The organism is Kitasatospora sp. NPDC006697, from assembly GCF_042869935.1.
Taxonomy (GTDB): domain Bacteria; phylum Actinomycetota; class Actinomycetes; order Streptomycetales; family Streptomycetaceae; genus Kitasatospora.
The window spans coordinates 1-26689 of the sequence record NZ_JBIAGU010000030.1 but is presented as its reverse complement, the minus strand read 5'-3'; the positions used below and the strand labels follow the sequence as shown (position 1 = coordinate 26689).

Annotated in this window: 28 protein-coding genes and 1 pseudogene; 16 read left to right on the top strand and 13 right to left on the bottom strand. The window is 72.9% G+C overall.

Annotation, left to right across the window (positions count from 1 at the left end):
* Window positions 1-60 precede the first annotated feature (60 nt).
* From ACFYNO_RS31715 to ACFYNO_RS31705, 3 genes and pseudogenes are all read right to left on the bottom strand, one after another.
* A complete protein-coding gene (locus tag ACFYNO_RS31715) occupies window positions 61-1233 on the bottom strand; it encodes a serine hydrolase domain-containing protein (RefSeq protein WP_388020502.1) in 1173 nt (390 codons plus the stop codon).
* Between the two features lie 91 nt (window positions 1234-1324).
* Window positions 1325-1849, bottom strand: a complete 525-nt coding sequence (locus ACFYNO_RS31710) for a hypothetical protein (protein ID WP_388020499.1) — start codon at window positions 1847-1849, stop codon at window positions 1325-1327.
* 187 nt (window positions 1850-2036) lie between these two features.
* Window positions 2037-2735, bottom strand: a pseudogene (locus ACFYNO_RS31705) (DnaJ C-terminal domain-containing protein); the annotation flags it as partial.
* Between the two features lie 181 nt (window positions 2736-2916).
* On the opposite strand from ACFYNO_RS31705, the gene ACFYNO_RS31700 reads away from it, so the two are divergent.
* On the top strand, window positions 2917-3450 hold the full coding sequence (locus ACFYNO_RS31700) for a hypothetical protein (RefSeq protein ID WP_388020496.1): 534 nt from the start codon (window positions 2917-2919) through the stop codon (window positions 3448-3450).
* An 83-nt stretch (window positions 3451-3533) separates the two neighbouring features.
* On the top strand, window positions 3534-4457 hold the full coding sequence (locus ACFYNO_RS31695) for a hypothetical protein (protein WP_388020493.1): 924 nt from the start codon (window positions 3534-3536) through the stop codon (window positions 4455-4457).
* Window positions 4458-4597: 140 nt separating this feature from the next.
* On the opposite strand, the gene ACFYNO_RS31690 is transcribed toward ACFYNO_RS31695, so the two are convergent.
* Complete coding sequence (locus ACFYNO_RS31690) at window positions 4598-5017, bottom strand: hypothetical protein (RefSeq protein WP_388020490.1); 420 nt, start codon at window positions 5015-5017, stop codon at window positions 4598-4600.
* Between the two features lie 292 nt (window positions 5018-5309).
* Between ACFYNO_RS31690 and ACFYNO_RS31685 the strand changes: the two genes are divergently transcribed.
* Both ACFYNO_RS31685 and ACFYNO_RS31680 read left to right on the top strand, forming a co-directional pair.
* A complete protein-coding gene (locus ACFYNO_RS31685) occupies window positions 5310-5471 on the top strand; it encodes a hypothetical protein (protein WP_388020487.1) in 162 nt (53 codons plus the stop codon).
* Between the two features lie 555 nt (window positions 5472-6026).
* Window positions 6027-6287 carry a MerR family transcriptional regulator gene (locus ACFYNO_RS31680; protein ID WP_388020691.1) on the top strand — a complete coding sequence of 87 codons (261 nt, stop codon included), beginning with the start codon at window positions 6027-6029 and terminating at the stop codon, window positions 6285-6287.
* Between the two features lie 124 nt (window positions 6288-6411).
* On the opposite strand, the gene ACFYNO_RS31675 is transcribed toward ACFYNO_RS31680, so the two are convergent.
* Window positions 6412-6642 carry a hypothetical protein gene (locus ACFYNO_RS31675; RefSeq protein WP_388020483.1) on the bottom strand — a complete coding sequence of 77 codons (231 nt, stop codon included), beginning with the start codon at window positions 6640-6642 and terminating at the stop codon, window positions 6412-6414.
* 375 nt (window positions 6643-7017) lie between these two features.
* On the opposite strand from ACFYNO_RS31675, the gene ACFYNO_RS31670 reads away from it, so the two are divergent.
* The 4 genes from ACFYNO_RS31670 to ACFYNO_RS31655 all read left to right on the top strand — a co-directional run bounded on the left by ACFYNO_RS31670 (window position 7018) and on the right by ACFYNO_RS31655 (window position 10087).
* Window positions 7018-7221 carry a cold-shock protein gene (locus ACFYNO_RS31670; protein ID WP_388020480.1) on the top strand — a complete coding sequence of 68 codons (204 nt, stop codon included), beginning with the start codon at window positions 7018-7020 and terminating at the stop codon, window positions 7219-7221.
* Between the two features lie 293 nt (window positions 7222-7514).
* Window positions 7515-9029, top strand: a complete 1515-nt coding sequence (locus ACFYNO_RS31665) for a DEAD/DEAH box helicase (RefSeq protein ID WP_388020477.1) — start codon at window positions 7515-7517, stop codon at window positions 9027-9029.
* A 95-nt stretch (window positions 9030-9124) separates the two neighbouring features.
* Window positions 9125-9499, top strand: a complete 375-nt coding sequence (locus ACFYNO_RS31660) for a CBS domain-containing protein (RefSeq protein ID WP_388020474.1) — start codon at window positions 9125-9127, stop codon at window positions 9497-9499.
* 162 nt (window positions 9500-9661) lie between these two features.
* Window positions 9662-10087, top strand: a complete 426-nt coding sequence (locus ACFYNO_RS31655) for an ATP-binding protein (RefSeq protein WP_388020471.1) — start codon at window positions 9662-9664, stop codon at window positions 10085-10087.
* Between the two features lie 49 nt (window positions 10088-10136).
* On the opposite strand, the gene ACFYNO_RS31650 is transcribed toward ACFYNO_RS31655, so the two are convergent.
* Window positions 10137-10481, bottom strand: a complete 345-nt coding sequence (locus ACFYNO_RS31650; RefSeq protein ID WP_388020468.1) for a DUF4232 domain-containing protein — start codon at window positions 10479-10481, stop codon at window positions 10137-10139.
* An 849-nt stretch (window positions 10482-11330) separates the two neighbouring features.
* Here ACFYNO_RS31650 and ACFYNO_RS31645 point away from each other — a divergent pair.
* On the top strand, window positions 11331-12401 hold the full coding sequence (locus ACFYNO_RS31645) for a glycoside hydrolase family 19 protein (protein WP_388020466.1): 1071 nt from the start codon (window positions 11331-11333) through the stop codon (window positions 12399-12401).
* Between the two features lie 61 nt (window positions 12402-12462).
* Here ACFYNO_RS31645 and ACFYNO_RS31640 read toward each other — a convergent pair whose 3' ends face one another.
* Window positions 12463-14130 (bottom strand): beta-1,3-glucanase family protein, encoded by a 1668-nt coding sequence (locus ACFYNO_RS31640; protein WP_388020463.1) that lies wholly within the window; start codon window positions 14128-14130, stop codon window positions 12463-12465.
* Window positions 14131-14269: 139 nt separating this feature from the next.
* Window positions 14270-15451 (bottom strand): cytochrome P450, encoded by a 1182-nt coding sequence (locus ACFYNO_RS31635; RefSeq protein WP_388020460.1) that lies wholly within the window; start codon window positions 15449-15451, stop codon window positions 14270-14272.
* Window positions 15452-15776: 325 nt separating this feature from the next.
* Between ACFYNO_RS31635 and ACFYNO_RS31630 the strand changes: the two genes are divergently transcribed.
* The 5 genes from ACFYNO_RS31630 to ACFYNO_RS31610 all read left to right on the top strand — a co-directional run bounded on the left by ACFYNO_RS31630 (window position 15777) and on the right by ACFYNO_RS31610 (window position 19606).
* Complete coding sequence (locus tag ACFYNO_RS31630) at window positions 15777-15905, top strand: hypothetical protein (RefSeq protein ID WP_388020457.1); 129 nt, start codon at window positions 15777-15779, stop codon at window positions 15903-15905.
* 120 nt (window positions 15906-16025) lie between these two features.
* Window positions 16026-17180: a hypothetical protein gene (locus ACFYNO_RS31625; protein WP_388020454.1), complete on the top strand. Its 1155-nt coding sequence runs from the start codon at window positions 16026-16028 to the stop codon at window positions 17178-17180.
* Window positions 17177-18016: a phytanoyl-CoA dioxygenase family protein gene (locus tag ACFYNO_RS31620; RefSeq protein ID WP_388020451.1), complete on the top strand. Its 840-nt coding sequence runs from the start codon at window positions 17177-17179 to the stop codon at window positions 18014-18016. Before ACFYNO_RS31625 ends, ACFYNO_RS31620 begins: the two co-directional genes overlap by 4 nt.
* Window positions 18017-18029: 13 nt before the next feature.
* On the top strand, window positions 18030-19319 hold the full coding sequence (locus ACFYNO_RS31615; protein WP_388020448.1) for an MFS transporter: 1290 nt from the start codon (window positions 18030-18032) through the stop codon (window positions 19317-19319).
* Between the two features lie 17 nt (window positions 19320-19336).
* Complete coding sequence (locus tag ACFYNO_RS31610) at window positions 19337-19606, top strand: hypothetical protein (protein WP_388020445.1); 270 nt, start codon at window positions 19337-19339, stop codon at window positions 19604-19606.
* 7 nt (window positions 19607-19613) lie between these two features.
* Here ACFYNO_RS31610 and ACFYNO_RS31605 read toward each other — a convergent pair whose 3' ends face one another.
* The gene (locus ACFYNO_RS31605; protein ID WP_388020442.1) at window positions 19614-20612 is read right to left on the bottom strand and encodes a LuxR C-terminal-related transcriptional regulator; all 999 of its coding nucleotides are present in this window, start codon (window positions 20610-20612) and stop codon (window positions 19614-19616) included.
* 334 nt (window positions 20613-20946) lie between these two features.
* Here ACFYNO_RS31605 and ACFYNO_RS31600 point away from each other — a divergent pair, with 334 nt between their 5' ends.
* Entirely contained in the window at window positions 20947-22263 is a 1317-nt protein-coding gene (locus tag ACFYNO_RS31600) for a M16 family metallopeptidase (RefSeq protein ID WP_388020439.1), read from the top strand.
* Window positions 22260-23570, top strand: coding sequence for a M16 family metallopeptidase (locus tag ACFYNO_RS31595; RefSeq protein WP_388020436.1), 1311 nt, complete (start codon window positions 22260-22262; stop codon window positions 23568-23570). The genes ACFYNO_RS31600 and ACFYNO_RS31595 overlap by 4 nt, the downstream gene beginning before the upstream one ends.
* 68 nt (window positions 23571-23638) lie before the next feature.
* Here the strand turns inward: ACFYNO_RS31595 and ACFYNO_RS31590 are convergent, their stop codons facing one another.
* The 4 genes from ACFYNO_RS31590 to ACFYNO_RS31575 form a co-directional block, all read right to left on the bottom strand.
* Window positions 23639-24631, bottom strand: coding sequence for an aldo/keto reductase (locus ACFYNO_RS31590; RefSeq protein WP_388020433.1), 993 nt, complete (start codon window positions 24629-24631; stop codon window positions 23639-23641).
* 219 nt (window positions 24632-24850) lie between these two features.
* A complete protein-coding gene (locus tag ACFYNO_RS31585; protein WP_388020430.1) occupies window positions 24851-25456 on the bottom strand; it encodes a GrpB family protein in 606 nt (201 codons plus the stop codon).
* 33 nt (window positions 25457-25489) lie between these two features.
* On the bottom strand, window positions 25490-26062 hold the full coding sequence (locus ACFYNO_RS31580; protein WP_388020427.1) for a DUF1990 family protein: 573 nt from the start codon (window positions 26060-26062) through the stop codon (window positions 25490-25492).
* A gap of 44 nt (window positions 26063-26106) precedes the next feature.
* A complete protein-coding gene (locus tag ACFYNO_RS31575; RefSeq protein ID WP_388020424.1) occupies window positions 26107-26583 on the bottom strand; it encodes a (2Fe-2S)-binding protein in 477 nt (158 codons plus the stop codon).
* Window positions 26584-26689 lie beyond the last annotated feature (106 nt).

Below are 26689 nucleotides of genomic sequence, written 5' to 3'. Positions count from 1 at the left end.
CGGCCTTCGTCCACCGCGCCGTCCAGGCGGCGCAAGGCCGGCGCACGCCGGGCCGTTGTGCTATCCGCAGAACGCGTGGCCGAGCAGCCCCAGCACATCGGGCAGCAGCGCCGCCGACTTGACCGGGTCGTACGGCGTCACCGACACGGCGATCTGCCGAGTCCCGGCACGGTCCCCGAACACATAGGTGGTGTAGCCGAAGATCCCGCCCGGGTGCCCCCACACCTCGCCACAGGGCAGCGCGAGCCGCATCAGGCCCAGGCCGTACCGGCTGGGCGGGTAGGAGTCGGCCGGCACGGTGGCGGTCATCTCGGCGAGCTGGGCCGGAGCGAGCAGCCGCCCGCCCAGCAGCGCCGCGTCGAACCGGGCCAAGTCGTCCGTCGTGGAGATCAGTTCGCCCGCGGCACCGGCCACCGAGGGGTTGAACTCGGTCACGTCGGCCGGCCCGCTGCTCAGCGGCAGGTACCCGTGGTTGTGCACACCGGGCACCGAGACGTCCTCCCCCGGAAGCGAGGTGTGGTGCAGCCCGAGCGGCCCGAGGATCCGCCGCCGCACCTCCGTCCGCCACGAGTGCCCGGTCACCCGGTCGATCAGCTCGCCCAGCAGCAGGTAGTCGGTGTTGGAGTAGTGCCACCCGGTGCCCGGGGCGAAGTACGGCGCGTGGCCGGTCGCCTCCGCGATCAACTGCTCCGGCGGGTAGGAGTTCCAGCGCTCACCGTCGATGAACCGCTGCTGCTCGGCCTCGGTGTCGTAGCTGTACTGCGGGTCGTCCAGGAAGTCGTGGAGGCCGGCCGTGTGGTTCATCACCTCGCGCACCGTGATCGCACCGCCGTTCGGCACGACACCGGGCAGGTAGCGCTCGATCGGGTCGTCCAGACCGATCCGGCCCTCGGCGGAGAGCTGCAGCGCCACCGTGGCCACGAACATCTTGGTCACGCTGCCGGCCCGGAACTCCCCGTTCACCGCGGCCGGGGCCCGCGTGCCCAGCTCCCGCACCCCGGAGCCGCCGCGCCAGACCACCCGGCCGTGCTCCAGCACCTCGCCGATCGCGCTGGTCGCGCCGGCCTGACCGGTGATGGCGTCCAGGTCCTGCTGCAGCGCCGCCCCGTCGACCGGCGCCGCCCCCACGCCGGCCGCCCCCGCGGCCGGCGCCAGGGCAAGCAGCACCGAGCCCGCGAGCAGGCCCACCGCCAGCCGCCGCAGGTGCCGCCGAGCCGTTCCACCGATCTTCATCCGAACTCCCTTGTTCGACGTGTCCGAGGCTTACCCGGAAGGACGAAGGACGGCGCTCGCACGGTTCAACGCCACGGCCGCGGCGGGGGGATCAGCGGTGCACGCTCAGGCTTCCGTACGCCGACAACGCGCGATCCAGGTCCCCGGGCGCCTGCCGCAGCGTGGCGTCCAGGAAGGCCAGCGTGCTCGCGGCGACGACCTGCGGGCGGCGCCGGGCACGGTGAGCCGGTAGGCCGCCGCGCTTGGAGCCCGACGGCTCCGGGAACACGGGCACCGGAAAGGCCCAGGCGGCCGCCGGCCCCGTCGCTATCAGCCCGACCCCCGCCACCGTCCCCGGCAGTGCCAGCCACCACCGCACCCGCCGGCCCGTCCGCATCAGCGGCGCGACCGCGAACGGCAGCGCCACGCCGCCGCCGACCAGCACCGGCACCAGCTGCCAGCGGATCCCCGGCACGGCCAGCACGGCCGCGGACACCAGGAGCACCGCCCCCGCCCCCACCGTGACCCGCGCCCGGGCGGCAGCGGGCAGCCACCGCACCACCACCAGCACGACGGCGGCCAGCACGGCAAGAAGCTCGAGGGGGGACATCGACACCCCCGGAATGATCTCGTTCATCCGGCCATTCTCGGCCGGGCGCCCCTGCCGCCACATCGGCCCGAAGTCGCCCGCGCATGCCACTCCAGGTGCAGGCCAGAGCGCTGTTCACCCGCCCGTCCCGCGACTTCCGGCGGTGCCGGACTCCTCCCCGAGTCGCATCCTGACGCACGGTCAGGGCTCCTCGGCAGAGGCGGCCGACGGACCGTCAGGCCGGCCCGGGCGTCACCACGGCGGAATGCCGCCCCTCCTCGCGCAGCACCGCGAGCCGGCGGACCAGCGCCTCCTGCTCGGCGTCGAGCCCGGTGGGGGTCTGGATGTCGACGTGCACGACCAGGTCGCCCCGGCCGCGCCCGCGCAGGCGGGTGACACCGCGGCCGGGCAGCACGAGGGACTCGCCGGATCGGGTACCCGGGCGGACCTCCACCTCCGCCGGCCCCTCCAGGGTGGGCAGCGGCACCCGGTCGCCGAGCACGGCGACGGTCATCGGAACGGTCACCGTGCAGTGCAGGTCATCACCACGGCGCCGGAAGTACCGGTGGGCGAGCTCCACGATCTCCACGTACAGATCGCCCGCGGCCTCGCCGGCGGCACCCGCCCCGCCCTGGCCGGAGAGCCGGATCCGGGTGCCGTGGTCGACCCCCGCGGGGATCCTGACGGCGAGGGTGCGGCCGGCCCGGCCGCGGACCCGGCCGTCACCCGCGCAGTCGGGACACGGGCGCGAGGTCGTCACCCGTCCCAGGTACGCGGAGTCGACCGGCCGGGAGACCGCGCCGCTGCCGCCGCACCCGCCGCAACTCCGCTCCGGGGGAGCGCCGGCCAGCTCGACCTCGACCTCGACCTCCCTGACGGTGCCGAAGGCGGCCTCCTCCAGGGTGATCTCCAACCGGACCAGCACGTCCCGGCCGCCGCCCATACCGCCGCCCCCATCCTCGGCCCCTCCGCCATCGTAGAGCCAACGCCGCCACACGGTACCGAACTTGACCGAACGTCCCGCCGGAGAGTGAACCCCGGCGAATCGGCACGAATCCGTCCACCGGAGCGCTACGTTGGTGCTCCGGGGGACACCTTCGTGAGGAGACGGCGGCGTGACCAACGAGCAGGACGACATCAACAAGGCCGTGCAGGCCGTCGTCGCCGCCGTACGGGCCGGCGACACCGGCGCGCTGTACGGGGCCGTCATGCCACCGGCCGGCGGGAGGACGCCCCCGGACGAGGCCGGCCGGTGGTTCGCCCTCCTCGTCCTCCACGTGGCCCTCGCCGCCTCGGCGGCCTGCGACCTGGAACGCGGCTGCTCCCGGGAGGCCGTCGCGCAGTGGATCACGGACACCCTCGGCCCGCCGCCCACCCCCGCACTGATCCGCAGCGCGGACCCCGCCCACATCGACCACGTCACGGCCGCGAGCGCCGCCGCCGACTACGCCCGCTACGTCGACTACTCCGTCGATCTGATGCGGGTCGGCCTGGCCGCCCCGGGCGAGGACGTCGACCTGCGCGCCGTCGACGCCCACCAGGCGGCGACGAACGACAAGACGGCCCGCATCAACGTCATCGCCCTTCTCGGCCGCCTCGCCGCCGCCCCCTCCCAGCACGCCCGGGGGAGTCAGGGGCGTTCCGCGTAGCCACAGTTGTTGTCCCGCCCGCCGTCCTGGAGCGGGTGTAGCGTCGGTAGCCGGACAGTCTGTTCGCCAGCTGGGGGGATTCCATGCGCCACACCCGTACTCTCGCCGCGACCGCCACGCTCCTGGCCACCGCCGGGCTCGCCGCCTGCGGTGGGGCCAAGTCCGCGTCCACCACGACCGCGCTCGACGCCTCGCCCGCCTCGGGGGCCGCTCAGGCCGCGAGCGGCACCTCCGTGCCGATGGTCACGGTGGCCGACGCGATGTCCCAGAGCACCAAGGCCACCTCGCAGTACACCTCCGCCAAGGTCAAGATCTCCGAGACCGTCCACGCCCGGGGCCAGGACGTCAGCACCACCGGCTCGGGCGCCCTGTCCTGGAAGCCGATCGCGATGGACATGTCGATGACCATGCCTCAGCTCTCCGCCGAGCTCGGCGGGGACGGCTCGATCCGGATGCTGATGAGCGGCACCACCATGTACATGAACATGGGCGACGCCGCGGCCGCCAAGCTCGGCGGCAAGCACTGGATGAAGATCGACCTCTCCTCCCTCGGCGCCGCGGGCCAGGCGATGGCCGACCAGATGAACAGCAACTCCGGCAACGACCCGGCCACCCAGCTGAAGCTCTTCACCTCCTCCGCCGACATCACCCGGGTGGGCAAGGAGAACGTGGACGGCGTCGAGACGACGCACTACTCCGGCAGCGTCGACCTCGCCAAGCTCGCGGCCTCGCAGGACCCGTCCCTCAAGTCCCTGCTCGCGCAGTCCACCAAGCTCGGCCTCACCTCGATGAACGTCGACCTGTGGGTCAACGACCAGAACCTCCCGGTCCGCATCCACGAGACCACCCCGCCGACCGCCACCACGAAGCTCGACGTCACGGTCGACTACACCGACTACAGCACCACCCCGGTCACCATCACCGCGCCTGCGGCCGGCGACACCAGCGACCTCGGCAGCGCGATGCAGGACGCCCTCGGCTCCGGCTCCGACGGCACCTCCAGCTGACACCTGCACCGGCGGCGGCAGCCCGGCCCTGGAACGTCCGGCACCACCAGGGCCGGGCGGCCAGGCCGGTGCCACCGGCTTCGTCCGGACCGCCGCCGTTGCCCGGGGCGGAGTCCGCGGACTCCGCCCCGGGCGGTGCGTCACTGATCGGTGTAACTGAGGTCGCCCACCGTCCAGCTGCTGATGTCGGCGATGGCGATGCGGTACATGCCTCCGGTGTGGGGCAGGGCGTAGCTGCCCTGGAGGATGCGGGCGACGTGCAGGTGCAGATGCGTCGGCCGGCCGGGGTGCGAGCTGCCGTCGCCGGTGTCGCCGGTGTCGCCGGTGTCGTCGGCGTCCTCGGCGTCCTCGGCGGCGGGGTTCGAGAACAGGGCGGCGAAGGGTTTCAGGTGGTCGGAGGCGGTGAGGACCTCGGCGACCCGCTCGTGCCAGAGGCTCTGCGGTGCCAGGCGTCCGGTGATCACCGCGCCCGGCACGACGACCGTCAGGGGCATCTGGTTGCTGTGCTCGGACTCCACCATCGAGGCGATCTCGACGAGCAGCGCATCAGGGTTCGACATGGCCCCAGAGGATAGCTCCGGCCGTGGCCCGCGGCCGACACGGCCTCCGTCCCCGGCTCGTCGACGGCCGGCTTCGGCGCGCCGCGCCGACTCCGTCGTGATGAGCGGGGGCGAAAATCTGGTGTGGCCGAGTGAGATCTGCAGCGACGGTTGCGGTTCTGGCCGGCGATGCGCGGGGGGTAGTCTCCCGAGCGACCCGCGCGCCCGACGCCGCGGGCAGGGACGCGCACCCACCGGATGTGAAGGAGAGCGGAGATTGAGGCAGCGCCCCCAGCGCCCCGACGGTTCCGTGTTGACGGGAATCGTGGAGGCTGTCCGCGACGGCGACGAGCGGGTCCTGCGCCGGTTGCTGTCACGCCTGGCCGAACAGGCCACCGCAGCCGACCTCTATGCCCTGCGCGACGCCCTCTCGCAGCAACCGCAGACCTCCGGCCCGCATGGCCACGAACGTTAGTGCCCCACCCGAATGCGAAAACCTGCTCTGGCGAAAGTAGACATTGCCCAGCGGTCTGTGTAGTGTTCTTCGTGTTGGAAGAGCAGGACCGAAGGACGGGCAGACACGAACTGCCCGAGCAGGCCCAGCAGTGATGCATGAGGCGTGCAGGTCGTCAGTTCGCACCATGCACAACAGAGGAAGGGAAGGGTTCACCACCCGGATCGCCCGCCTCGGCGCGGATCCACCGCCAGGCGGTCACCGCAGTACCCATCGTCATGGAACGTCATGGAAGAGGTGGTTCTCGGTCACGCATACGCGATCCCCGCATCCCGCTCATCCCCTGGGCGGTGCGGATGCTACGGGCCGGCCCGACGGGCGGCGGCAGTAGCGCAGTAGATGGTGAAGCAAAGCCCTGTACCCCTGGGCCCCGGCGCACATCGCGCCGGGGCCCTCGACCCGTTCCCGGAAAGGAAGGTGCCGGTGGAACAGTCCACCCAGGCCGCAGACCCGAAGAAGGCGGACCCCGTGAGCGCGGAGAGCAAGTTCGACGACGACGACTTCCCCGCCTACACCATGGGCCGGGCCGTGGAGATCCTGGGCACGACGCCGGGCTTCCTGCGCAGCCTCGACGAGGCCAAGCTGATCATCCCGCAGCGCTCGGCCGGCGGCCATCGCCGCTACTCCCGCTACCAGCTGCGCATCGCCGCCCGCGCCCGCGAGATCGTCGACCAGGGGACTCCCCTCGACGCGGCATGCCGCATCATCATTCTGGAAGACCAACTCGAAGAGGCCCTGCGCATCAACGCCGAACTCCGCCGCGACCACGCCGGCTAGCGCCCACGCGCCCCGCACGGTCTTCGCGCTCGTCTGCGGGCGCGGCGCAGCCCGGCCGCCTCCCGGGCAGGGCGGCGGCCGGGCTGTTCTGCGGGCGGCGGGCCCGAGGGCGGCGCAGCCGGAGTCAGAGCTTGTACATCGCGGGGTACGGCTGGGTGAGGCGTTCCTGGCTCGTCCCGAAGTCGACGAGGGCCGCGATGGCGCCCTCTCCTTCGACGTCGATGACCCGGCCGAGGCCGAATCGGTCGTGGGTGACGCGGTCGCCGACGGCGAAGTGCTTGCGCGGCGGGGTCTGCGTCCGGCTCTTGAAGGGGCTGGTCGGGATGACGCGGCGAGGTGCTGCGAAATTTGTCATTGCCGTCAGTGTGCGCCGGAAAACAGAATATGGACACCCCTGGTGCTGCACGGGAATTTCGGGGCGCCCGGCAAGACCGTGCCGACATGCCCAAATGGCCCTCTGATCATGCTACTTGGCCCTGATCTGACTGGGCGGACGAGGCCCTGGGAGCTGGGCTCGCGTGGCACCCGGGTGGAAAAATCCCGCCGCTTCGGGCTCCCGGCTGCTAGAGTCGTCGTAGTTGCAGTAGTGGTTCCCATGAACTTTGTGTGCGCCTGCCTGTGTAGCGGGCGCATTTTTGTTCCCCCGGCTCTTCCCCGGGCGGGTTCTCCATGCGGCGTACTCGAGGTCCGTGATCCGCGTACTTCGAACAGCCCCTTGAAGGAGATTTTTATGGCTAATGGCACTGTGAAGTGGTTCAACTCGGAGAAGGGCTTCGGTTTCATCGAGCAGGAGGGTGGCGGCGCCGACGTCTTCGCCCACTTCTCGAACATCCAGGCCAACGGCTTCCGTGAGCTGCTCGAGGGCCAGAAGGTCGAGTTCGACGTCACGCAGGGCCAGAAGGGCCCGCAGGCCGAGAACATTCGCCCGCTGTAGTACTGCCGGGGCACCCTGCCTGGCAGCGAGGGGCCCGCACTGCTTACATGCCAGTGCGGGCCCCTCGGCATCGCACGACGACGCACCGCATCGCCCACGCCATGCCTCACGGCTGCGCGTTTCTCCGCTCCCGCCCTGCGCGGTGAGCCCCGCCGGCAGGTGACGTGTCGCACGGATTCTCCCGTCCACGCTCCGCCCGCCGCATCTCCCGGCCCGTTTCCTTGCGGTCTTCGCCGACGCCCAGCGTCGGCCGAGGCCTCCTCGTGACGCGCCGCTCCGAGGAAGGTTCCCGCATGAACCGCTCCACCCACCCCACCCGCACTCCGCACCGCGACGCCCGCCGCCGCCCCGTCGGCGGCGGCACCGTCCAGGCCGGCCGGCCCTCCGCTCGCCGGATCGACCGTCAGGGAGCGTCCGGCCAGGGCGACTTCGCGATGCCGGTGAGCAGCACGCCGGTGCTTGCGCCCGTCGCGTCCTTCGACGAGTTGGACATGCCGAAGGCGCTGCTGTCGGTGCTGGCCCGCCAGGGCGTCACCGTGCCGTTCCCCATCCAGGCCGCGACGCTGCCGAACTCGCTCGCGGGTCGCGACGTGCTGGGGCGCGGACAGACGGGCTCGGGCAAGACCCTCGCGTTCGGGCTCGCGCTGCTGGCCCGCACCGCCGGGCGCAGGGCCGAGCCGCGCCGCCCGCTGGCGCTGGTGCTGGTGCCGACCCGCGAGCTCGCGCAGCAGGTCACCCAGGCGCTCACCCCCTTCGCCGACGCCCTGCGGCTGCGGATGGCGAGCGTGGTGGGCGGGATGTCGATCAGCGGCCAGGCACGGCTGCTGAACCGCGGGACCGAGATCGTCGTGGCCACCCCGGGGCGGCTCAAGGACCTGATCCAGCGCGGCGACTGCCAGCTGGAGCAGGTGGGCATCACGGTGCTGGACGAGGCCGACCAGATGGCCGACATGGGCTTCCTGCCGAGCGTCACCGAGCTCCTCGAGCAGGTCGCCGCGGACGGTCAGCGGATGCTGTTCTCCGCGACCTTGGACCGCAACGTGGACCGCCTGGTGCGGCGCTTCCTGACCGACCCGGTCACGCACTCGGTGGACCCGTCGACCGCTGCGGTCAGCACGATGGAGCACCACGTCCTGCACGTGCAGTCCTTCGACAAGGACGCCACGATCGCCCACATCGCCTCACGTGAGGGCGGGGTGATCATGTTCACCGACACCAAGCACGGCGCGGACCGCCTGGTGGACGTCCTGCTCGCGAACGGGGTGAAGGCCGCGGCCCTGCACGGCGGCAAGTCCCAGCCCCAGCGCACCCGCACCCTGAACCAGTTCCGCACCGGCATGGTGACCGCGCTGGTCGCCACCAACGTCGCCGCCCGCGGCATCCATGTCGACGGGCTGGACCTCGTGGTGAACCTGGACCCGCCGACCGACCACAAGGACTACCTCCACCGGGGCGGGCGAACCGCCCGCGCCGGCGAGTCCGGCACCGTCGTCACCCTGGTGCTGCCCGCCCAGCGCCGCGAGATGGCCCGCCTGATGGCCAGGGCCGCCATCACCCCCGCCACCACGAAGGTCCGCGCCGGTGACGAGGAGCTGGCCCGCATCACCGGCGCCCGCACGCCTACCGGCATCCCCACCACCATCCCCGACCCCGTCATCGAACGGCCGCGGCGCGGCTCCTCCGGCGGCCGTGACCGATACGGCCGGCCCGCCCGCAACGCCGCAGGCCCCCGCACTGCCGGCGGCCGCCACGACCAGAGCTCCTCGGAGCGCCGCCGCGCAGGCGGGCGGCCGGTAGCCGCCCGGTAGCAGCGGCGAGCGCCCCGCGCCGAACCGCGAACGATGCGTCGCCCGGCTGACACCGGGCGTCGCATCCCCCGCCCCATCGAGACCAGGACGCCACGATGACCGTTGCCCTCGAACACCCCACCGCCACCGTCGGCGACCTCATGAGCCTCCCGGCACTGCAGATCAGCGACGACGTCACGGTCGACACCGCGATGCACATCCTGCAGAGCTCCGGCGCCGAGCACCTCCTGGTCCGCGACGAGGACGGCCGCTGCGCCGGGCTCCTCACCCGCCCGCACCTCGCACCGTTCCACGCCCGGTCCTGGTACACCGACCACATCCCGGTCCGGGACGTGGCCCTCGACCGCGCCCCCTTCGCCACGGCCGACATGCCGGCCACCACCGCGGCAGCCGCCATGCGCTCCCGCGACCTGCGCGCCTGGCCGGTAGTCGACCACGACGGCCACGCCATCGGCCTGCTCAGCCTCTAGACCCGGATCGCGGGGCCCCAGCGGCGGGCGGCAAACCCGCCGTGACGTGGGTCGACCGGTTCCACGTCCGCTGAAGCCGGGTCCTGCGAGCCGCGACGTGTTGCCGCGCACGGCCGGGGTAGCCGCACAGGTGATGAACCTGCGACTGCAGACGAGGTCACCATGCGATGCGCTTCCACCCAGCACGGGCAGCTGTGCCTGCCGCTGCGCCCACCTCCCGCAGACGGCCCCAGCAGCGCCGCGCGGGCCTTCACCCGCCAGGCGCTGGCGCAGTGGGATCTGCTCGCGACACCGCCCGGCCGGCCGCATCTGGCCGAGGACGCTCTCCTGGTCCTCGGGGAGCTCGTGGTCAACGCCTGCCGCCACGGCCATGGCCCTGCCGAAGTCGTCCTCGACAGCAGCCCCGGCATCGTGCGCATCACGGTGAGCGACCACAATCCCGACCCGCCACAGCGCCGCGATCCCGTCCCCGGCGAGCCCGGCGGCTACGGTCTGCGCATCCTCGACCGGCTCACCACCTGCTGGGGCGTCAGCCCCCGGGCCGGGGGAAAAGCGGTCTGGGCGCAGCTGGACACCGGCTGCGGCTGAGGGCGCCGAACCGCAGCCTTCGCGCTCGCCAGAGGTCGCCGCGACCACCTCAGCCCTGGCGAGTGATCGGTTCCTGGTAGAGGGGAGTGGTGGCGTAGGTGTCCGGGTCGTCGGCCAGGTCGGAGCCGGGCCACAGCATGGAGACCCGCTGGGTCCCCCCGGGCGGGGTGACGTTCATCAGCCCCACCTTGGTCCCCACCCGGCCGGCCGGGTTGGGGTGGTACCAGATGGTGACCGTCGCGCGCTGACCCTTGGCCAGGACGACGGCGGCCGGCTGGGCGGAACCGTGCGGAATGGAGGTGTGACCCATGTTCATGCTCACCTCGATCTCCGCGAAGCCGAACAGCGTGCAGCTGTCACCGGTGTTGTCGATCGTCACGACGACCGAGGCCATGCCCGCCTCCGGGGGTGCCGTCTCCTGACCGGCCTCGTCGTCGAGGACCAGATCCCAGGAAGCACAGGTCCCACCCGGTCCCGCGCCGCCACCGGCCCCACCACTGGGTGAGGGCGCTCCCGCACTCGCGCTTCCCCCCGCCGCCGGCGTCGAGGCCGCGCCGACGGGCACCACGCTGCTCGGCGCGGCCACGGGGGCGGTCGTCCCCCCGCCGCTCGCCGACTTGTGCGAGTCGCCCTGACAGGCGGTCAATCCCAGCCCCGTGACGACCAGTACGGCACCCGCCGTCAACGCCCGCTGAACACGCATCCGAAGCCTCTCCCGAGAACACTGGACCACGGCCCCCGCCGCGTTCACCGGACGAGTCACAGAAACGATCACTCGCGTCCACTCCGTGCCGGCCACTGATACGGAGCTGGAACACGGTGGGGAGAGGGAGAGCGGAGCGGGCGCCGGTCACAGCCTGCCGTGGTCGTGCGCGTCGAGCAGGGCGGCTGCGAGCAGGGTGCCGCCGAAGGAATCGGGTGGCGGGTGCTCGGGGAATTCCGCCGAGTTTTTGGCCCTCCGATAAGAAGGAAGGTTTCCTGACAGATTGCGAACGGGCGGCCCGCCGAGTCGGTCAGAGCAGCCTGGGGTGCCAACTGCGCTACTTCGCCTACGAAATGACCACCACCGCGCTGCCTGATGCCCATTCACCAGCGGTTGCTGACGGACCCATTGACAGGTCTAGACCGGTTCCGCTTAAGTGCGATTGGCTGCCTCGGCCGGCCAGAAGCCGGCCGCCCTCAGGGGAAGCCCTCCCCCAGTCCTCGATGACGTGCGGCCCCACCCGCACGAAGGAGCGACACCATGAACGGACGGCGTATCGGGGCCTTCCTGTCGGCCCTGTTCCTCGCGATCGGGCTGGCCGTGCTGGTCCCGGCCACCTCCTCCTCCGCCGCGACGGCCTGTGCCGCCGCGTGGAGCTCGTCCACGGTCTACGTGGGCGGCAACACCAGCTCGTACAACGGCCACAACTGGCAGGCCAAGTGGTGGACCCAGGGCGACACCCCCGGCGGCAGCGTCGGGGTCTGGGCCGACCAGGGCGCCTGCGGCTCCGGCTCCGGCGGCGGTACGGGCGGCGGCAGTTGCTCGTACCCCGCCTGGGTGGCCGGGCAGTCCTACGCGACCGGCGCGATCGTGCTGTACAGCGCGAACGGCCAGTACTACATCGCCACCCATGACAACCCGGGCTACGACCCGATCATCAGCACCTGGTACTGGTCGCCCTACAGCTGCTCGGGCTCCGGCGGCGGGACCGGCGGATCGGGTGGATTCGTGGTCAGCGAGGCCCAGTTCAACCAGATGTTCCCGAACCGGAACTCCTTCTACACCTACAGCGGCCTGGTCGCCGCGCTGAGCGCCTACCCGGGCTTCGCGACCACCGGCAGCGCCACCGTGCAGAAGCAGGAGGCGGCCGCCTTCCTGGCCAACGTCGACCACGAGACCGGCGGCCTGGTCTACATCACCGAGATCGACAAGTCCGGCAACTACTGCGCCAGCGAGTCCTACGGCTGCCCGGCCGGCACCTACGCCTACTACGGGCGCGGGCCGATCCAGCTGAGCTGGAACTTCAACTACAAGGCGGCCGGCGACGCGCTGGGCGTGGACCTGCTCGACAATCCGAGCCTGGTGGAGACCGATGCGGCGATCTCCTGGAAGACCGGTCTCTGGTACTGGGACACCCAGACCGGTCCGGGCACCATGACCCCGCACAACGCGATGGTCAACGGAGCCGGCTTCGGCGAGACCATCCGCTCCATCAACGGCAGCATCGAGTGCAACGGCGGCAACACCGCCGAGATGCAGGACCGGGTGAACGACTACCAGGCGTTCACCGCGATCCTGGGCGTCCCGGCGGGCGCCAACCTCACCTGCTGACGGTCCGTCAGAATGACTGTGGCCCCCGCCCCGAGAGGGCGGGGGCCACAACCGTGTCCGGTCAGCAGGGGCCGAGATCGCTCCAGCAGGCCCAGGACTGGGCCGCACCGGGAACGGCCCCGGTGGAGTACCAGATGGAGTTCCACTGGTGGCCGCCGTAGCCGACCTTGTCGCCGGGGACGTAGGAGGTGGTGGCGCTCCAGGCCGCCAGCCCGCCGCAGCCACCGGTACCGGTGCCGGCCGCGCTGACGGTCCAGCCGAAGCTCGCGGTCGCGCTGGCCGTGCCCGAGCCGGCTGTCGCGGTGACGGTCCAACTGCCGCTCTGCGTCGGGGTTCCGCTGACCAGGCCGGCGGCGGAGACGGTCAGCCCCGGCGGCAGCGACTGGGCGCTGTAGGTGAGCGCCTTGCCCGCCGAGTCGGTCGCGCTCAGCTGCAGCGAGACCGCGGTGCCGACGGTGCTGTTCTGGGCGGCGGGCGTGCTCCAGGAGACCGTCTCGGTGGATCCGCCGCCGCCGGAACTGCCGCCGCTGCCGAGCGAGATGGTCCAGGAGGTGGGGGCCGGGTCCTGGAGATGGCCGTCGACGGGGGCGCTGCCGGTGGGGCCGACGTCGTCGTACGGGAAGGCGTAGCCGATCGACGAGTACTTGTGGACCAGCCGGGCGTAGTGGTTGGTGATCGGGTCCGTGTAGTACTGCGAACTGCCCACCCCGCCGGGCTGGTTCTCGCCGCCCGCCAGGAGCAGGGTGCTGCGGTTGAGGGCCGCGCCCAGCCGGGCGGCCACCGCGCCGCGCGCGTCGGAGCCCGAGTTGTAGAGCGGGCCGCTGCTGCAGCCGAAGATGTCCGCCGCGCTGGGCCTGGTGAAGGGCACCCCGTCGGCGTTCAGGCCGGCGAAGGTCAGCACGCCGCCGGAGACGGTGCCGGTGAACACGCCCTGCGACTGGGTGTCGATCGTCAGCGGCGTGCTCGCGAACCGGTTCCAGACCTTGTCGAGGTAGGGGTTCCAGTAGCCGCCGAAGTCGGTGGTCGCGTGGGTGGGGGCCATCACCCGGAGCACGGCGCCGCTCGCGTCGGTGGCGACCAGGGTGTCCCAGGGGGCACCGTCGCTCCGGTGCTGAGCGATCAGCCCCGAGGCGATGGCGCCCAGGGCCCCGGCCGGCAGCGGGCTCACGCTCTGGTTGCCGGCGGCGCCCGTGGTCCGCATGGAGATCGGGGAGGCGACCAGGTCGACGTAGCTGATGTTCGCGTACAGGTTCGCGCTGTTGTAGGTGAACTCGCAGAAGGTCCAGTCGGTGGTCCAGTTGGGGTCGCTGGTGGTGAAGCCGGGCTGGACCAGACCGGGGACGCCGTTGCCGCTCGGCGGGTTGACGAAGAACTGGATCTTCTTGCCGACCGAGAACCAGACGCGCCCGCCGATCACGTACTGGCCCAGGTTCACGGTGGCGGACCCACCGGAGCCGCCGAGCGCGATGGCATAGTCGGGCACGGGCGTGAGCGTCGACGAGGGGCTGGCGAGGCGGTGGAAGCTGCCGTCGGCCGTGACGAAGCCGGGCCAGCCGCTGGTGTCGGAGCCGGAGATGTAGGCATAGACCGGCTGGCTGGAACCGGAGTCGTTCTGCAGGGTGACGGGCAGGGAGCCGGCCGCCGAGGCCGGGCCGCCGAGCCCCGGCAGCCAGCCGGGGGCGGTCAGGGCAGCCGTCGCTGCGAGGAGCAGTCCGCGTCTTGAGAGCACCTGGGACTCCAGACAAGTCGAAGGGACCGTGCCCCCACACACGGCTGGTATAGACCACCTAGGACTATGGGTCCTGCCGTGACGACCCGTCAAGAGTTGTAACCAAGACTGCGCCTGAATGGTTTATCTGTTCAGTTTCCTAACAGTCGCTGGGGTCGGGGGAGGAGCCGGCCGGGCCGCCGGTCCGCCCGTTGATCGCGGCCCAGGTCACCGGCAGCGGATCGGACCAGCGGATCACCCGGCCGTCCCGATCACCGGCGGGAGCCAGTCGCAGGCCGTCGATCCGGCGGGCCAGGGCGCCCAGGGCGACCTGGAGCTGCAGGCGGACCAGGGCGGCGCCCGGGCAGTGGTGGGGGCCCATGCCGAAGCCGAGGTGGGCGTTCTCGGTGCGCCGGATGTCGAAGGCGTCCGGCGCGGCGAAGGCACGCTCGTCGCGGTTGGCCGCGCAGAGCGCGCCCAGCACCGCGTCGCCGCGGCGGAGCAGGGTGCCGCCGAGCTCGATGTCCTCGGCCGCGTAGCGGGGGAAGGTCGAGGTGCTGTGGAACGGGGTGAAGCGGATCAGCTCCTCGACGGCGGTCGGCACCAGCTCCGGGTGCCGGCGCAGGCTGGCCAGGTCCGGCCGGTGGTGCGCCAGGGCGCAGACGAAGTTGGCCAGCATCAGCACCGTGTTCTGCAGCCCTGGCAGCAGCAGCCGCATCGCCGCCCGGACCAACTGCCGGTCGTCGGCCTCGCCGCGGTCGCGGACCATCGAGCCGAGCAGGTCCTCGCTCTCGCCGGTGCGCTCCGCGAGCAGGCCGGCCAGGTAGCGGAAGAGCCCGCGCCGGTCCTGCCGTTCGGCCTCCGAGGGCGGGTCGGCGGTGGTGGCGGCACCGAGCAGCAGGGCCTGCACCCCGGGCCGGTCGGCGGCGGGGACACCGATCAGTTCGCAGAGGACGGCGGTGGTCAGGGGTTTGACGAACGCTGCCATCAGGTCGGCCGGTGGGGCCAGCCGGTCGAGCAGGCCGTCCGCGATCGACTCCGTCGCCCCGCGCAGCCGTTCGATCCGGCGCGGCTTGAGGCCGGCGGCGGCGATCCGGACGGCCTGCTCGGCCGCGAGGTCCGGGGTGCCGGCCGGCGGGGTGAGGGCGAACCGGGGCTCGGTGAGGAGCCGGCGGACGTCGGCGTAGCGGGAGCAGAGCCACGCCTCGCCGAGGCCGCCGACCTCGACCCGGCTCGGCCCCTCGCGGTCGCGCAGGCCGGCGTAGCGGCTGTCCAGCGCGAGGAGGTGCGGTTCCCCGAAGGGGTAGCGCGGCACCTCCGGGGTGCGGTCGGGAGGCGTCACCGCTGCCAGCCGAAGCCCTCGTCGTCGCCCGACGCGAAGCGGAACGCAGCGGTCTCGGTGCCACGGAACTCGAGCATCTGGTGCCTCCTGAGGAGTCTGCGAGTGGCTGTCGAGAACCTGTATACCGGCCGGCGTCCGGGCAGGTCAGCACGGCGGACTGGCAGTTGGCGGACATGGCAGGGACAGTCCGCGCGGCCGGCGGGAGGCCGGTTCAGGCCAGCGCCGGCCGCGGCAGGATGTGACCACTTCCGCCGGGTCGAGCCCGGGCCACAGCATTGGACCTGTCAGCAGCAGCTGGCACCGACCACCACCGAAGGAGACTGCAATGTCTGCGTTCGAGGAGCTCGAGAACCTGGTCAACCTGATGGTCGCGGCCGAGCCGGAGGACCACGACGAGGACGGCGTCGGCGACGTCGCGTGGCGCATCTCGTACTCGACCTTCTACAACTCCTAGGAGTTGTCCGCCGGGGCACCCGTCGCACGGCGCCGGAGGGTCCGCCCTCCCGCCCGGCGACGGGTGCCCCGGGTCCGTCCGGCGAACCCGTCCCGCACCGTCCACCCGAGGAGCTCGCACATGAACTTCGTCGTTCCGGACGAGAACGTCCAGCAGGGGATCAAGGTCCTGCTGGACGACTACGTCCGCGCCGAGAGCACCGACACCTTCGTCATCGCCTACACCCCGGACAGCCGCGACCCGGCGGCCTGGCTGGCCATCGCGCTCAAGCACCGGGGCTTCCCGGTCGGGATCGTGGCCATGCGCAAGCTCCAGGACCCGGAGTTCGCCGGGCGGTTCGAGGCCGCGCTGCCGCCCCGGGAGACGCTGCCCGGCCGGCTGGTCGTGCTCACGCTGGAGCGCGACACCATGTCGCACTTCAACGTCTTCGAGGCCGCCCTGCAGCGGTTCGGCGGCGACCGCACGATGATCCTGCGGATCATCAGCGCCTCCACCGAGTTCTTCACCAAGTCGCTCAACCTGACGCCGGACCAACTCTCGCGCTACAACGCCACACTGCTCGAGCGGGTGAAGCCGGCCCGCAAGGTGCGGGTGACCAGCCGCGGCGGCACCGACCTGACCGTCGAGCTGGACGCGGAGAAGTACCACTGGATCAGCAACCGCGGCCTGTGGCGGCCCGGCGGCTTCACCATCCTGCCGGCCGGCGAGATCGCCACCTACCCGGTCACGGTCGACGGCGTGCTGGTCGCCGACGGGGCGTTCAACGCCAACATCATCACCTCGCTCAACGCCGACCTGTCCGGCAACCCGGTCCGGGTGGAGATCGAGAACGGCAAGGCCGTCAGCCTGAGTTGCGCCGACCCCAAGCTGGACGAGATGTTCCAGCTCTGCCTGAGCAGCCCCTACGGCCGCAACGTGGGCGAGTTCGGCCTCGGCACCAACCGCGGCATCGACGCGTTCATTCCGGCCAACTCGCACATCAACGAGCGGCGTTGCGGAGTCCACATCGGCCTCGGCCAGCACAACCAGCGGGTCAGCCGGGTGCCGTACATCGCCGACGTGCACCTCGACCTGATCACCGCGGGCGCGCAGCTCTGGATCGACGACGACCCGGACCCGATCGACCTGGAGAGCTTCGCCGCCACCGACGCCGCGCACCCCGCCGACGCGCTCGACGAGGACATCACCGGCGACTGCTGCGGCCTGGGCTACGGACAGCTGGAGGGGCTGGCCAACTGCGCCGTCCCCGGCGGCCCGGTACGGACCCGGCGATGACGGCCGCGACCCGAACCGCCGCCGCGACGGCCGAGGTCTCGGCCGAGCGGCTGGCCCGGCACGGCTACGTGATCCTGCGCGGCGTGCTCGACGCCGAGGAGGTCGCCAAGGCCCGCGCCCTGTGCACCGGTTACCTCACCGGCTCGGGCTCGCGCGAGATGCTGACCAGCGACTTCCTGGCCGACGACTTCCTGGCCGGCATCGTGCTGCGCGAGCGCGTGGTGGCCGCCGTCAAGGAGCTGCTGGGCGACGACGAGCCCGTGCTCTACCCCAACTGCACCGCGCGCAAGAACGTCTACGTCCCCTGGCACGTGGACGCGACCTTCGTCGGCCCGACCGCCGGCTACGTCTGGGAGCCCGGGTTCGCCCACCTCCAGTGCGGCCTCTACCTCCAGGACAACGACCCTGCCGCCGGCGGCGGGATCGACGTGGTGCGCGCCTCGCACCTGATGTCCTTCGACGGATACGGCACCAGGGAGCCGGAGTTCGACATCCCGGCGCGCACCCTGGGGGAGTCCGCACTGCGCGAGCGGGTGGACACCCGGGCCGGCGACCTGGTGGTGTGGAACGCCCGGCTGATGCACACCAGCACGCCCGTGCTGCAGGACGCCGGCCGGGAGAAGTTCGGCGTCTTCTTCAGCTACGCCCGCCGCCACCCGCGCGACAACCACCGCTTCATGAGCCAGATCGCGGTGGACTCGGTGCGCACCATGAACGGCGTCTCCCGGCCCATCCCGAGGCTGGCCGAGATCGCCCGGCTGCGCCACCCCGAGGACTTCCCGGCCTGGTTCGCCGAGGGCGCCGCCGACGCGGCCGTCCGGATCGTCACCCTGTGAGCGGGCGGCCGGCATGACGACCACGGCGCCGACCGGTCGGCAGGACCGCAGCGCGGAGCAACCCGCCTTCCCCGGCGGCCCGTTCCGGGCGCTGTGGACGGCCACCGGGCTCTCCCAGGCCGGTTCGGCGGTCAGCAACGTCACCATCCCGGTGTGCGCGGCGGTCACGCTCGGCGCCTCGGCGCTGGAGATGACCTGCCTGGCGGCCGTCGAGCTGGTCCCCTCGCTGCTGGTCAGGCTCCCCGCGGCGGCGTGGTCCGACGGACTGCGCCGCCCGCGCGCGCCGGTGATGGCGGCCTGCAACCTGGTGCAGGCGGCGATCATGGGGCTGATCCCGCTGCTCTGGTGGCTCGGCGCGCTCACCATCGGACTGCTGCTGGTGCTGGCGGCCGTGGCCTCCTTCGCGCTCGGCGTCTACTCCGCGCTGGCCAGCCCGCTGCTGGTCCAACTCGTGCCCAAGGAACACCTGGTGGCGGCCAACGGCAAGCTGTCGGCCACCCGCAGCGTGGCCGACATCAGCGGCCCCGCGCTCGGCGGGGCGCTGCTGGCCCGGATCGCCGCCCCCTCCGTGGTGCTGGTGGACGCCCTGTCGTTCCTGCTCTCCGCCGCCCTGCTGAGCCGGGTGCGGACCGCCCCCCGGGAGGAGCCCGACACCCCGGGGAAGAAGCCCCCGAGGCAGAAACCGGGCGCTGCTGCGAACCTGCGGCTCGCCGCCGCGATGGGCCGGCAGTCCGGGGTGCGGGCCATGGTCGCGGTGGCCTTCGCCAACGGGGTGACGCAGCCCGTGCTGGTGCTCTACCTGGTGCGCACCGTGCACCTGCGGCCCTCCCTGGTCGGCACCCTGCTGGCCCTCGGGGCCGTCGGCGGGGTGGCCGGCGGCATGCTGGTCGGCCGGACGCTGAAGGCGCTCGGCTCCGGGCGGACGCTGGCCCTGAGCGCCGTCACCAGCCTGGCCTCGCTCGCGCTGCTCCCGTTCGCCTCCGCCGGGGCGAGCGCGATGGCCGGGCTGGTGCTGCTGGAACTCGCGGGCAGCTTCGGCGGTACCCTGCTGGTCGCCACGGTCTTCGGCGGTCTGCAGGCCGCCGCGCCGCAGGACCGGATCGCGCAGGTGATGGCGATGGCCTCGGTGCAGCTGCAGGCCGCCGACCTGCTCGGCGTGCCGGTGGGCGGGGCGCTGGCCATCGCCTTCGGGACGCGCTGGGCGATGGTCGCCGCCTTCGCGGTGCTCGCCGCGGTGCTCGCACCGCAGCTGGTCCGCTGGGCGCTCACCCGGTGGGCCCCCGATCCGCCGATCACCGTCTAGCGAGGGCGGGCCGACTCGTGTACCTGGCCAAGACCACGGTGGACACCCCCACCGCCGTGCCGCACACCGCGCAGCAGATGCACCGTCAGCTGCTGCGCAGCACGGCGGGCACCGACTGCCTCCAGCACGCGCACATCGAGGTGCACCGGGACCGGGTGGTGTTCAGCCTCTTCCTGCAGGCCCGCGACCTGCTGGACGCGGCGCGGGTGGCCGAGCAGCTGTGCTGCCGGACCATGGCCAGCACCTGCCGGGGCTGGGCCGTCCGGTCCACCGAGGTGGGCCCCTGAGCGGGACTCACTCCAGGTCGTCCGCCGTGATCCAGGCCCGGGAGAGGGCCTGGGCCCCGGCCTGGAACCTGCTGCGCGCGCCGAGCCTGGTGTGCAGGTCGGCCGCCACCCGGCGGGCGGTGCGCACCGAGACGCCCAGCTGGCGGGCGATGGCCTCGTCGGTCAGGCCCGCCGCCAGCAGCTTGAGCACCTGGCGCTCCTGGGCGGAGAGCCCGTCGTCGTCGCGCCGGCGGGAGGCGCCGAGCGGGGTCGCGGACCGCCAGACCGAGTTGAACAGCGCGGTCAGCCCGGTGATCACGCCGACGCTGGAGATCACGATCGCCGCCGTCTCGCCGTCCGCCGTGTCGAGCGGCACCACGGCCACCCGGCGGTCCACGATCAGCATCCGCAGCGGCAGCGAGGCGGTGGTGCGGACCTCGCTGCCGAGCCCGCCCAGCCAGCGGGCGTACTCCAGGGTGGGGCGGTGGTTGCGCACGCTGTCCTGGTAGACGGTGCGGACCCGGACCCCGCGCTCGATCGCCTCGGCGTCCAGCTCCCGGCTGGACGCCAGGTTCTCCTCGGACTGGGCGCCGCCCGGCATGAAGGAGTTCGCCTCCCACTCGCAGGTGCGGGCGAGGTCGCTCAGCCGGTCGCGGATCGCGTCGATGCCGCACAGGCGTTCGATGTCGGAGTCGCCGGTCGCCGGTCGGGTCTTCGCGCGCCCGGCCAGCATCAACGAGAGGGCGGCGGTGCCCTCCTCGATCTGCTGGTGCCGGCGGGCCACCTCGGCCTGCTGGCGGGCGAGCAGCGCGGAGAGCCCCACCTCCGGGCTCACCACCCGCGGCGCCGGCCGGCCCGGGCGGACCTGGAGCAGGGAGATGCTGGTGAGTTCGTCGAGTGCGACCCGGAGCTGGTCGTGGTCGACGTCGAGCCGGTCGGCGAGGACGTCGAGGCCCTCGTCCGGGTGCTGGAGCATTGCCAGGTAGACGGACTCGGCGAGCTGACTCAGCCCAAGTGCTTCGAACATGGAGAACTCTCCCCCTGTCGGGTCCGGCGAGTGGTGGTCGCGCGCACCTCTCCTTCGGTAATTCGCTACGCCTGTAACACATCTGACGGCCAGCCAGCACAGGATGGCACCCCGTGAGGCATCTCACAAGTGAACGGGCGGCCTACCAGTTCTGTCGAATGACGGTTTTTGGACGGTCCGTCGGTTCGCCCGCAGCACGGGTCACCCGGTGGCCGGAAGCTGCACCGGCAGCAAGCGGCCTGCCCCGTCCCGGGTGGCCGGTTCCGTCCGTCCTGCCCCGCTGGCCGCAACCGACCACTTCCGTAAGGCAGTTCCGCTCGCGTATCCAGGAGGCATGACGCTGATGAGCCGGACCGGCCCGCCCCGCCCGGGGCACCGGATCGAGCGCGGTGTACTCGGCAACGGGCTGCGCCTGGTGCTCGCCCCCGACCGCGAGGCGCTGGTGGCGGCCGTCGCGGTGGTCTACGGGGTGGGCTCGCGCACCGAGCCCGAAGGCCGCTCGGGGTTCGCCCACCTCTTCGAACACCTGATGTTCCAGGGGTCGGTGGGCCTGCCGAGGGGCGCCTACGCCCGGCATGTGGAGCGCTCCGGCGGCAGCTTCAGCGCGACCACCCACCTGGACTTCACCCGGTACGGCACCGTCGCTCCCGCGCCCGCGCTGCGGCGGATGCTCTACCTGGAGTCCGACCGGATGCGCGGCCTGCGGCTGAGCTCCGCCGATCTCGCCGCACAGGTCTCGGTGGTCAAGGAGGAGATCCGGACCAAGGTGCTCAACCGCCCGTACGGCGGGCTGCCCTGGCCGCGGCTGCCGGAGCTGATGTTCGGGAGCTACCCCAACACCCATGACGGGCACGGCTCGTTCGCCGACCTGGAGGCGGCGACCGCGGCGGAGGCGGCGGAGTTCTTCGACGGCCACTACGGCCCCGGCAACGCGGTGCTGTGCGTCTGCGGGGACTTCGACCCCGACCGGGTGGCGGCGGAGGCGGAGCGCTGGTTCGGCGACATCCCGGCGCGGCCGGCGGCCTTGGCGCCCGAGCTCGCGGAGCCCGAGTGGACCGGGGCGCGCCGGGCCTGCTACCGGGACCCGCTCGCGGCGCGCCCGGCGGTCGCCTGGGGCTGGCGGGTGCCGGACCCGGTCGGCGACCTCCGGGGGTACCTGCCGTTCCTGCTGCTGGCCGGACTGCTGGTCGGCACGGACGGCTCCCGGCTGGTCCGGCGCCTGGTCCGCGCGGACCGGACCGCGACCTCGGTGAGCGGCCGACTCGGCTTCCTCGGCGACCCGTTCACCGTGCGCGACCCCACCGCCCTGGTGCTGCAGGCCCGGCTGCCGGCCGGCGGCGACCCCTGGAGGCTGCTCGACACCGCCGCCGAGGAGCTGGCACGGCTCGCCCTGGACGGCCCCGAGCCGGGCGAACTGGAGGGCGTGGCGGCCAGGTTGACGGTGGAGCAGCTGGAGCGCTCGGACTCGCCGCGCGGCCGGGCCGACCGGCTGGCGGTCTTCGAACTGCAGCGCGGAAACCCCTACCTGGTGGGGGAGTTGCCGGAGCTGCTGGCCTCGGTCGGAGCCGGGCAGATCCGCGCGGCCGCGGCCACGCTGACCCCGGAGCGGTGCGCGGCGGTCGAAGTCGTGCCGGGGCGGGGGCCGCGGTGAGCCGACTGCCCGCGCTGGGCGCGCCCCGGCCCGTGCGGATACCCGAGCACGTGGAGGTGGTGCTGCCCAGCGGCCTCACCGTGCTGGCCGTTCGCCGACAGGGCGAGCCGCTGGCCGAGACCAGGCTGCGGATACCGTTCGCCGGGGCGGACGGCGCGCGGGCGGCGCTGCTGGCGCGGACCCTGCTGGCGCGGACCGTCCCGGCCGGGGCGACGGCTGCGCAGCGGTTCGGCGGCACGCTCGGCGCCGAGGTGGACCGGGACCGCCTGCGGATCAGCGGCCGGGCACCGGCCGGTGCGCTCGACCGGCTGCTCGCGGTGCTGGTCGACGCGCTGGAGGCGGGCAGCTACCCGGCGGCGGAGGTCCGGAGCGCCCGCGCCGGGCTCGCCGAGCAGTTGCGGACGGACCGCTCACGGCCCGCCCAGCAGGCCGCGGCGGCGCTGGCCCGGCGGATCCACCACGGGCACCCCTACGGGCGGCCCACGCCGGAGCCCGCGGCCGTCGGCGCGGTCACGGAGGGGGAACTGGCCGCGCTGCACCGGGAGTTGGTGCGGCCGGTGGGCAGTACCCTGGTGATCGTCGGGGCCCTGGACCCGCAGGCGGCCGCCGAGACCGCCGCCCGGCGGCTGGCGCACTGGACCGGGACGGCCCCTGCCTGCGTGCTGCCCCCGGTCCCGCCGCTGCGACCCGGCCCGCTGCTGCTGCTCGACCGGCCCGGCAGCACCCAGTCCGCGCTGCGGATCGCCTTCCCGGCCGTCTCGCGCGGCCACCGGGAGAACGCGCCGCTGCGGTTGGCCAACCTGGTCTTCGGCGGCTACTTCTGCTCGCGCTGGGTGGCCAACCTGCGGGAGGACAAGGGCTACACCTACGGCCCGCACTCGGCCATAGAGGAGCGCCCGGCCGGCGCCCGCCTGATCGCCGCCGTCGAGGTGGCCACCGAGTACACCGCGCCGACCCTGGTCGAAACGCTCCACGAACTCGGCCGGCTCGCCTGCCTGCCCCCCACCCGCGCCGAGGTCGACCGCGCCCGCCAGTACACCCTCGGCGCGCTGGCCGTGCTCGGCATGTCCACCCACCGCGACCTCGCCAACCTGGTCGCCGGCCTGGTCGACGGCGGCCTGCCGCTCGGCTACCTGGCCGAACACGTCGACCGGCTCGCCGGCGCCACCGTCGACGAGGTGCACGAGGCGGCGCGCGCCCACCTCGCGCCGTCGGGCGCGGTCGCGGTGCTGGTCGCGGACGCGGCGCGGGTGGAGCGGGCGGTGGCGGCGGTGATGCCGGTGACGGTGTGTCAGGAGGTCGCGTAGGGGGACCTGGCTTGTGAGTGACGTCGGATCCGTGGGCGGTTCCTGCGTCGTCCCGAAAGCCCGGCTCCCTAACCCCAGGGCAGCGCCGAGCGCTTGGCCCAGTACACCTCGGCGGGCTCCGCCAGCGCCGCGAGCTCGTCGAGTTCGCCGTCGGTGACGGCGATCCCCGTGGCGGTGAGGTTGGAGGCCAGCTGCTCCGGGCTGGCCGCGCCGGAGAGCACCACGTCCGCCCAGGGCTGCGCGGCGGCCACCGCCAGCGCGAGCGCGTCGCTGCCGTGGCCGGTGCGGGCGGCCAGTGCGCGCAGCGCCGCCGTGTCGGGGCCGGTGGCGTTGCGGTCGGCGAGGCGGCCGTTGGCCATCGCCTCCTTGACCACCACCCACCAGCCGGCCGCGTGCGCCTCGGCCAGCGCCGGGGCGGCGGAGGGCTCCAGCGGGTTCCAGGTGGACTGCACGGCCGTGAAGAGCGGCCGGCCGTCGACCGTGACGCCGAGCGCCGCGCGGACCGTGCCCGCCTGGTCCGGGCCGCTGGTCGACAGGCCGACCCGGACGCCCTCGGCGGCCAGCCCCGCGAGGCGGGCGTGCAGCTCGGGGTCGGTCAGCGCCGGACTGTCCGGGGTGACGGAGTGCACCAGGTAGAGGTCGGGATACCGGCCCAACAGCGCCCGGGTCTCGCCGACCTGACGGTCGAACACCGCGACCGAGTGCTCCTTCACCTCGTGCGCCGCCACGCCGGAGGTCCGCCAGCCGGCGGTGTAGGTGTAGCCCCACTTGCTGCCCACCGTGAGGTCGGCGGCCGCCGGATGCCCGGCCAGCCACTCGCCCACGAACTCCTCGGCGCGCCCGTAGGACCGGGCGGTGTCGAAGTACCGCACCCCGGCCGCGTACGCCGCGTCGAGCAGCCGGTGGGTGCGCTCGCGCATAGCCTCGACCGTGCGGTCCGCGGGCAGGTCCAGCTCGCGACCGAGGTTGATGTAGCCGGGGCGCCCGGAAGCCGCCGTACCGAGGCCGAACCGGGTGACCGGCGGGCCGGCGGGGTGTCCACTGACGGATGCGGCCGACATCGCCACGTCCCTTCCGTTCGTTCCGATCGCTGTCCCGGCTGCTCGGACGGCATGCGCCCGGCGCTGTCGCCACCGGCCGCCGTGCCGCCCCGCTGATCTTGTCACAGCCCGCCCCGGCGGCTGGGAGTCGAGGCCGCCATGTCGGCGGCACCGATGACGACGGCTACCTGGACGACCTGTCGATGACCCTCGGGTCAGTGCCGCAGCCGCATCCGTGCGTCACCGGCTTTGGTGCGAGGTCCGGCCGTGCGGGGCCCAGCCTGTCGCCGCGGCCCAGGTGTTGGCGACGGCGATGACGAGATCGACGACTGGATCCTTGACCTCGGCGTACGTGCCGAGGTCGCCGACCGCATCCGCGAGGATGGTCTTGAAGTGTGCGTAGGCGGGCACCGCCTCGGGATGGGCGCGGAACCAGTCGCGGAAGAGGAGGGCAAGGCGCTCGTTGGGGGACCCGAGGAGGCGGACATGGAGGTTGCAGTCGGCGCCTGCCCGGCCCCGCCGCGACCAGAAACGTTTGGCCCAGCGCTCGGGGTCGTCGTCGAGTCCGGCCGGGACGTGGTCGTGCTGGTACGGGGAGCGCTGGAATCCCATGGCGGCCAACGGCCGGTCGAAAGCGAGCTCGGCCTCCGCCAGATCGGTCACGGTGATCTGGAGGTCGAAGACCGGTTTCGCCGCCATGCCCGGGATCGCGGTGCTGCCGATGTGCTCGATGTGCACCGGCAACGGCGCGAGTTCGGACCGCAGTTCCGCAGCGAGGGCGAGCCCGCGCTCCTGCCAGCTCGGGTCGTGGGGGACGAGGACGATGCGCCGGGTGTCAGTGGCCATTCGCGTGAGTCTAGTGCGTGTGCGGTTGCATGGTCAGGCCCTCGGCCCGGGAACCGCGGCCGCCCGGGCCACCGCCCGCAGGTAGCGCTCGATCGCCAGGTGCTGCAGCAGCAGCGCCACCGGGCGGCCGAGGCGGGCGTACCAGGCGGCGAGGCGGGAGAAGGCGGCCACCTCGAACCAGACCTCGCCGTCCGCGTCCATGGTCACCAGGAAGGACTCCTCCCCGCACTCCGGATGGCCGGGGAGGGTGCCGTAGGCGAAGCCGATCCGGTCGGGGCGGTCGACCGTCCAGACCACCCGGCAGGGGATCACCAGGCGCGGCACCCGCATGCCCGGGAGGCTGAGGCGCAGCAGCACGGTGTCGCCCGCCGCGGCCGGTGTGGGCGGGGGGTAGACGCCGAAGCCCGAGCCCAACTGGGCGCCCCACGCCAGGACGTATCCGCCGGCCCGGGCCAGTGTCTCGGGGCCGGTGCCGAGGTGGATCCGGCGGCGCAGCCAGGAGTAGCCCGGCGGGAGCGTGCCCGCCCGGGTGCCGCCGACCTCCCGGTACGAGGGGGCGGCGGCGCGGGCGGCGAGGTAGCGGTGGTGCAGGGCGTTCGACGGCATGCACCAAGTTGTACGATGCCGGCCCGCCGGGCGTGCGGCCGGGGTCAGAACTCCTTCGCCGCCGCCGTGATCGCCTCGCGGATGCGGTGGTAGGTGCCGCAGCGGCAGATGTTGCGGATCTCGTCGAAGTCGGCCTCGCCGATCTCGTGGCCGGCCGCGCGGGCCTGGCGGACCTTGGCCACCGCGGCCATGATCTGGCCGGGCTGGCAGTAGCCGCACTGGGCGACGTCGTAGGCCAGCCAGGCCTCCTGCATCGGGTGCAGGTCCTTGCCGACGGTGGCGGGCAGACCCTCGATGGTGGTGATCTCGTCGGTGGGCTGCAGGGCGCTGACCGGCACCGAACAGGGGTTGAACGCCTTGCCGTTGACGTGGCTGGTGCAGGCCTGGCAGACGCCCAGCCCGCAGCCGTACTTGGGCCCGGTGACGCCGAGCACGTCGCGCAGCACCCAGAGCAGGCGCACGTCGTCGGCGACGTCCACCGTGACGGGGGAGCCGTTCAGGATGAAGGTGTGCTGGGGCACGGTGCTGGCTCCTAGGGCGCGTATTTGGTTGTGATCAATGGATGGCGTTGGTGAGGTCCTTGATCCAGATCATCGCGCCGCGAAGGTGGAGGCCGGCAAGGTAGCT